Raw genomic sequence first — 7,149 nt, 5'->3', positions numbered from 1 at the left:
CGACCGGCACCGAACCGCCCTCGACCACGACCGTGACCGTCCGGATCGCCGCTCGGCCCACGCGCGGCCCCGGCCACTTCGGGCGGCCCGGCCACAACAGCCCGGCACACCCGAAGCCGAAGAAACGAACCGCAACGGAACGCCACCCCAGCAGCGCCCCTCACCGGCAGGTGTCAGCACTCCTCGACCGGCACCGAACCGCCCTCGACCACGACCGTGACCGTCCGGATCGCCGCTCGGCCCACGCGCGGCCCCGGCCACTTCGGGCGGCCCGGCCACGACAGCCCGGCACACCCGAAGCCGAAGAAACGAACCCCAGCAGCGCCCCTCACGGCGCCCCTCACCGGCAGGTGTCAGCGCTCCTCGACCGGCACGAAGTCGCGCTCCACCACGCCCGTGTAGATCTGGCGCGGGCGGCCGATGCGGGAGCCCGGCTCCTTGATCATCTCGGTCCACTGGGCGATCCAGCCCGGCAGGCGGCCGAGGGCGAACAGGACCGTGAACATCTCGGTCGGGAAGCCCATGGCGCGGTAGATCAGACCGGTGTAGAAGTCCACGTTCGGGTACAGCTTGCGCTCGACGAAGTAGTCGTCGGACAGCGCGTGCTCCTCCAGCTTGAGGGCGATGTCGAGGAGCTCGTCCTCCTTGCCCAGCGCGGAGAGCACGTCGTGCGCGGCGGCCTTGATGATCTTGGCGCGGGGGTCGAAGTTCTTGTAGACCCGGTGGCCGAAGCCCATCAGCCGGACGCCGTCCTCCTTGTTCTTCACCTTGCGGATGAAGGTGTCGACGTCGGAGCCCGAGTCGCGGATGCCCTCCAGCATCTCCAGCACGGACTGGTTGGCGCCGCCGTGCAGCGGGCCCCACAGGGCGCTGATGCCCGCCGAGATCGACGCGAACATGTTGGCCTGCGAGGAGCCGACCAGGCGGACCGTGGAGGTCGAACAGTTCTGCTCGTGGTCGGCGTGCAGGATCAGCAGCTTGTCCAGCGCGGCGACGACGACCGGGTCCAGCTCGAACTCCTGCGCCGGCACCGAGAAGGTCATGCGGAGGAAGTTCTCGACGTAACCGAGGTCGTTGCGCGGGTAGACGAACGGGTGACCGATCGACTTCTTGTACGCGTACGCCGCGATCGTCGGGAGCTTGGCGAGCAGCCGGATCGTGGAGAGGTTGCGCTGCGTCTCGTCGAACGGGTTGTGGCTGTCCTGGTAGAAGGTGGACAGCGCCGAGACGACCGAGGACAGCATGGCCATCGGGTGGGCGTCGCGGGGGAAGCCCTTGTAGAAGTTCTTGACGTCCTCGTGCAGCAGCGTGTGCCGCGTGATGTCGTTCTTGAACGCCGTCAGCTGGTCGACGGTGGGCAGCTCGCCGTTGATCAGCAGGTACGCCACCTCAAGGAAGGTGGAGCGCTCGGCCAGCTGCTCGATGGGGTAGCCGCGGTAGCGGAGGATGCCCGCCTCGCCGTCGAGGTAGGTGATCGCGGATTTGTAGGCGGCGGTGTTGCCGTAGCCGCTGTCCAGAGTCACCAGACCGGTCTGGGCGCGGAGCTTCCCGATGTCGAAGCCCTTGTCGCCGACGGTGCTGTCGACCACCGGGTAGGTGTACTCGCCGTCGCCGTACCGCAGTACTACAGAGTTGTCGCTCACGTCTTCCCTCACCGACGTAGTGCCTCATCTTCGAGGTGCCCTGACTGTCTCTACCATCCCCCATTTGGCTCAGGAGAGTGCACTCGGGGTCGACCATTGGGCCTATTGGCGGCACTCAGTGCCGTCAACCTGCTCATCCTGCCCCCTCGGAGGGGCAACGGGAAGTGCTCTGTGACCTTCACGACTCATTTGATCGATCATTCCTGCCGCCGGGGCCGGATCGGTGCCATCGCCGTGACTTCGGGGCCACCGCCCGTGACTTCAGGAGCCGCCGGACGTGACTTCGAGGGCCGCCGGACGTGACTTCGGGGCCCGCTGCCCGTGGGTCAGGCCCCCAGTCTGAAGTCCAGGGCCGTGAACCGCCGCCCGGCCGACACCGTACGCACCGCCTGCCCGATCGCCTTGCGCGAACCGACGAGGACGACCAGCTGCCGGGCCCGGGTGACCGCCGTGTAGAGCAGGTTCCGCTGGAGCATCATCCATGCTCCCGTGGTGACGGGAATCACCACCGCGGGATATTCACTGCCCTGTGAACGGTGGATGGTCACCGCGTACGCATGGGCCAGTTCGTCCAGTTCGTCGAATTCGTACGGAACCTCCTCGTCCTCGTCCGTCAGCACGGTCAAGCGCTGGTCGACCGGATCGAGCGAGGTGACGACGCCCACCGTGCCGTTGAAGACACCGTTCTTCCCTTTCTCGTAATTGTTACGAATCTGGGTGACCTTGTCGCCGACGCGGAAGACCCGGCCACCGAACCGCTTCTCCGGCAGATCGGGCCGCCCGGGCGTGATCGCCTGCTGGAGCAGCCCGTTGAGCGCGCCCGCTCCGGCCGGCCCCCGGTGCATCGGCGCGAGCACCTGCACGTCCCGGCGCGGGTCCAGCCCGAACTTGGCGGGAATCCGCCGCGCGGCCACGTCCACGGTGAGCCGGCCGGCGGCCTCCGTATCGTCCTCCACGAAGAGGAAGAAGTCCTTCAGCCCGTCGGTGAGCGGATGCTGCCCGGCGTTGATCCGGTGCGCGTTGGTGACGACACCGGACTGCTGGGCCTGCCGGAAGACCCGGGTGAGCCGGACGGCCGGGACGGGACTGCCGTCGGCGAGCAGATCGCGCAGGACCTCCCCCGCGCCCACGCTGGGCAGCTGGTCCACGTCCCCGACGAAGAGCAGATGGGCCCCCGGCGGTACGGCCTTCACGAGCTTGTTGGCGAGCAGCAGGTCCAGCATGGAGGCCTCGTCCACGACCACCAGGTCGGCGTCCAGCGGCCGGTCCCGGTCGTAGGCGGCGTCCCCGCCCGGCTTCAGCTCCAGCAGCCGGTGCACGGTGGAGGCCTCGGCCCCGGTCAGCTCGGCGAGCCGTTTGGCGGCCCGGCCGGTCGGGGCGGCGAGCAGCACCTTGGCACGCCGGGCCCGGGCCAGCTCCACGACGGAGCGCACGGTGAACGACTTGCCGCAGCCGGGCCCGCCGGTGAGGACGGCGACCTTCTCGGTGAGCGCGAGCTTCACGGCCGCCTCCTGCTCGGGCGCGAGGTCGGCGCCGGTGCGGGATCTCAGCCACCCGAGCGCCTTGCCCCAGTCGACGTCCCGGAACCCCGGCATCCGGTCCTGGTCCGTGCGCAGGAGCCGCAGCAGCTGGGCGGACAGGGAGAGTTCGGCGCGGTGGAAGGGCACGAGGTACACGGCACTGACGGGCTCGTCGCCGCCGCCCTCGGGCCCGGGCACCTTCTCCCGGACGACTCCCGGATCGCCTCCGTCCTCCGGTACCCGACCCAGCTCGCCCAGACACTCGATGACCAGTCCGGTGTCCACCTGGAGCAGCTTCACCGCATCGGCGATCAGCCGCTCCTCCGGCAGGAAGCAGTGCCCCTGGTCGGCGGACTGCGACAGCGCGTACTGGAGGCCGGCCTTCACGCGCTCGGGACTGTCGTGCGGGATGCCGACGGACTGGGCGATCTTGTCGGCGGTGAGGAAGCCGATGCCCCAGACGTCGGCGGCGAGTTGGTAGGGGCGCTCCTTCACCACGGAGATCGACGCGTCGCCGTACTTCTTGTAGATGCGCACGGCGATGGAGGTGGACACCTCCACCGTCTGCAGGAAGAGCATGACCTCCTTGATCGCCTTCTGCTCCTCCCAGGCGTCGGCGATCTTCTTGGTGCGTTTGGGGCCGAGGCCGGGAACCTCGATGAGGCGCTCGGGCTCCTCCTCGATGACCCTCAGGGTGTCCACGCCGAAGTGCTGGGTGATGCGGTCGGCGAAGACCGGCCCGATGCCCTTGACCAGGCCGGACCCCAGATAGCGCCGGATGCCCTGCACGGTGGCCGGCAGCACGGTCGTGTAGTTCTCGACATGGAACTGTTTGCCGTACTGCGGATGCGACCCCCAGCGGCCCTCCATCCGCAGGGATTCACCGACCTGGGCACCGAGGAGGGCGCCGACGACCGTGAGGAGATCCCCGGCGCCTCTGCCGGTGTCGACCCGGGCCACCGTGTACCCGTTCTCCTCGTTGGCGTACGTGATCCGCTCCAGTACGCCTTCGACCACGGCAAGACGCCGTTCGCCGGTCTGGGTCCCCGCCTGTTGAGCCATGATCCGACGGTACCGGTGAGGTCTGACACCGGCCCACTGGTACGGTCCCCGCCGGATCCCGGCCCGCCCCGGCCACGACGACATCACCCTCTACGGCACAGACGCCACCGGCACGATGCCCCGAGCCGGCCGGAGGCGGACAGGACGACAGCCCGCAGGCCGGCTACACGTCCGCCGTCGACGTCCCGGTACGCGAGCGGACAGCCGGGATGGTCCGTCGGCCGCGGCGCCGGCACGGACGCCCCGATCACGACGCGGTACGACTACGGCGACCAGCCCTGCCCCGACGGCCACCCGCCCCCGCCCGGCCACCGCAGGGACGACCGTCAGAGGGGATTGAGGCGGGCCTTGAGCAGGCAGAACTCGTTGCCCTCGGGGTCGGCGAGAACGTGCCAGGACTCCTCGCCGGTCTGACCGATGTCCGCCGGGCGCGCCCCGAGCTTCAGGAGGCGTTCGAGCTCGGCGTCCTGATCGCGGTCGGTGGCGTTGACGTCGATGTGCAGCCGGGACTTCCCGGGCTCCGGCTCGTCCCGGCGGCTGAGGAAGAGCGTCGGCTGCGCACCGCCGAATCCTTCCCGCGGCCCGATCTCGATGCTGCCGTCCTCTTCACGTCCGAGCACCACGAAGTCCAGGACCTCGCACCAGAACCGCGCCAGCACCTCGGGTTCGCGGCAACCGAGCACCAGTTCACCGATACGACACGCCATGGACGAAACCCACTCTCAGCTCGGGACCGACGCTGCGGCCGCGGGGAGCGGATGGGCTCTCCGCGGTGAAACACGCCGAGACCGTACCGGGCGGGGGGAGTTGGTGCGACGGGTTTTGGGGTCTGGGAGTGGGGGTGGGGATGCGCCTTCAGGGCTTCGAGGAAGGCGGTGAAGGCGGGGGTCGGGAAGGTGAGGGTGGCTCGGGCGGGGGTTTTGGAGTCGCGGATGGAGATGTGGGTGGGGGTGGGGGAGATCTCAACGCAGGCGTTGCCGTCGCCCTCACCCGAGTAGGAGGACTTACGCCAGTTGTCGAGAATGGTCATGGGTACCTCACAACTTCTGGCGACACCCCCTGGCCGAACAGGTACGCGAGGAGGGGCGGGAGCAAGGACTGGAGCAAGGGCGGTCCCAGGCCAAGGCCGAGATGGTGCTGCACATCCTGGAATGGCGTGGCATCCCGGTGCCCGACGCCGTCCGCGAACGGGTGAACGCCTGCACGGATCCCGACCAGCTGGAGACCTGGGCCCAGCGAGCCGTACACGCGGCGGACGCCAGGGAGTTGTTCACCGGGGAGTGAGCACGTAACCCTTGGGCCGTGGCCCCAGCGGCAACGGCCCCTCGGGTTGGCCGCCTCCGCATCGTCGGCAGGGTGCGCACTCGCACCTCGCCCGCACGCCGGGCGAGTCCGGCGACTCGCGGCCGGTGGGGATGGCAGCAGTGGGGATGGGCAGATCTGTACCAGGCGGTGTGGGAACCCCCGGGTGGGACGGTCGGGGTGGGCCGGGGAGTGGAACAGATCTGCCTGTCGGGTCTCCGGACGGGCGCCACGGGGCGCGGCGCGCGTCGCTAGCGGCGATGGCGGGGTTTGTCCTGGCGTGGGGGCAGAGTCAGGGTGATCTGGCGGACCAGTTGCTGGAAGCATGCCAGTGACGCGCATGCGGGGAGGGCCGCGCCGGCGATACCGGTGACGGTCCGGTCGGCCTGAGCCACGCACAGCATCATCGCGACGGACGAGAACAGCAGGACGATGAACCATGAGTGCAGGGCTCGGCGCTGGTGCAGGGCGCTTCGCAGAATGGAGAGGGAGGCCACCATCCAGGGGCCGTACACGAGAATGGGCCAGCAGGCGATCATCTCGCCGTTCGTGCCCGACGTGATGTTCCGCAGGGGTCCGTAGGCCGCCATTCCGCCGAATACGCTGACCATCGCCACGATGACGGAAACGAATGCGGCGATCACGAAGCTGCCGGTCTGCAGCCATTTGACGCGCATTCTCCGGACGCGGCTCTTGCGGTGTCCGGCGCCTGCGGAAGGGCGTCGGATGGGCGGCAGCTGCGCGGTGATCCGGGCCAGGTTCTCGATCGGATCGGCGTAGTCGACGGCGGGTGACGGCTCGCTGCGCGGGGGCGGGACAACGGCCGGCTGCTCGGCCGGCACGGCCTCCTGGAGGAGATAGGCGAGTTCCTCGGCCGGGTCCCAGCCCGAGTCGGGGGGCACCAGGAGGGCCTGTGAGTCCAGTGCGTCGACAGGGCTGCCGTGCCAGACGGTACCCACGGTATAGGGGGGCGTGTCCGCATACCGTTCACGCCGGGCGAAGGAGGAACCCGCATAGTCGTGATTCATGGAAATCGACCCCCGTCACACACGATCCACGCGGCAGTCAGAGTTTGCCTGGGCGGTCCACCGTTGATTAAGTTCCTCCTGGACCGCTTCCAATAGCGTGAGGAACTCGCGGAGCAGCGACTCGGTGGCCTGGGGTTCGATGCGTGCGCCGTCCACGCGCAAGGTGCCACGCGCCTCGAGCGAGCGCGCAACACCAGGTGTGTAAATATACTTTCCCGCCGTCACGACACGGCCCGCAGACAGACTGTCTTTCCTCGCGTCGCGGTGAGGCAAGCCATGGAACCTTGCTGTCGTCATATTCGAGCTAACGCCGCCCCCACTCCTCCAGATGCGCGGCAAATGAGTGAACATGGCGCGGAGGAAACGTTGTAAGTGCGTTTTTTCATTTGTGTCATTCGCTTTTCAGTCGCGGGTTTGTGAGTCGAGTCGTTTGTATTCTGAGAACCCTTCCATTCCGGTGGCCCGCCCGTACGGCCCGCCCCCGCACGGCGGCCGACGCCGGCCGCGCCCGCCGGACGGCCCCCCTCCGCGCCCCGGTCACGATTGGGTCTCGGCCACCCCTGGACCCTTGCCTCCCACCCGTGTAATCGATTC

The 7,149-nt window shown here is 68.7% G+C and carries 4 protein-coding genes and 2 pseudogenes; 1 reads left to right on the top strand and 5 read right to left on the bottom strand.

Features of this window, described 5'->3' with window-relative positions; genetic code table 11:
• Window positions 1-353: 353 nt before the first annotated feature.
• The 4 genes and pseudogenes from ABZV94_RS08795 to ABZV94_RS08780 form a co-directional block, all read right to left on the bottom strand.
• Complete coding sequence (locus ABZV94_RS08795) at window positions 354-1,643, bottom strand: citrate synthase (RefSeq protein WP_356338663.1); 1,290 nt, start codon at window positions 1,641-1,643, stop codon at window positions 354-356.
• 326 nt (window positions 1,644-1,969) lie between these two features.
• The gene (locus ABZV94_RS08790; protein ID WP_356338661.1) at window positions 1,970-4,225 is read right to left on the bottom strand and encodes an ATP-dependent RecD-like DNA helicase; all 2,256 of its coding nucleotides are present in this window, start codon (window positions 4,223-4,225) and stop codon (window positions 1,970-1,972) included.
• A 326-nt stretch (window positions 4,226-4,551) separates the two neighbouring features.
• A complete protein-coding gene (locus ABZV94_RS08785; RefSeq protein WP_189753123.1) occupies window positions 4,552-4,932 on the bottom strand; it encodes a VOC family protein in 381 nt (126 codons plus the stop codon).
• 146 nt (window positions 4,933-5,078) lie between these two features.
• Window positions 5,079-5,255, bottom strand: a pseudogene (locus tag ABZV94_RS08780) (DUF397 domain-containing protein); the annotation flags it as partial.
• 14 nt (window positions 5,256-5,269) lie between these two features.
• Between ABZV94_RS08780 and ABZV94_RS08775 the strand changes: the two are divergent.
• Window positions 5,270-5,509, top strand: a pseudogene (locus ABZV94_RS08775) (hypothetical protein); the annotation flags it as partial.
• Window positions 5,510-5,778: 269 nt separating this feature from the next.
• On the opposite strand, the gene ABZV94_RS08770 reads toward ABZV94_RS08775, so the two are convergent.
• On the bottom strand, window positions 5,779-6,486 hold the full coding sequence (locus tag ABZV94_RS08770) for a DUF2637 domain-containing protein (RefSeq protein ID WP_356338694.1): 708 nt from the start codon (window positions 6,484-6,486) through the stop codon (window positions 5,779-5,781).
• Window positions 6,487-7,149: the final 663 nt, after the last annotated feature.

The organism is Streptomyces sp. NPDC004658, from assembly GCF_040609555.1.
In the GTDB taxonomy this organism is placed as follows: domain Bacteria; phylum Actinomycetota; class Actinomycetes; order Streptomycetales; family Streptomycetaceae; genus Streptomyces.
The sequence above is the reverse complement of the archived record's forward strand: the minus strand, read 5'-3'. Positions and strand labels throughout refer to the sequence as shown.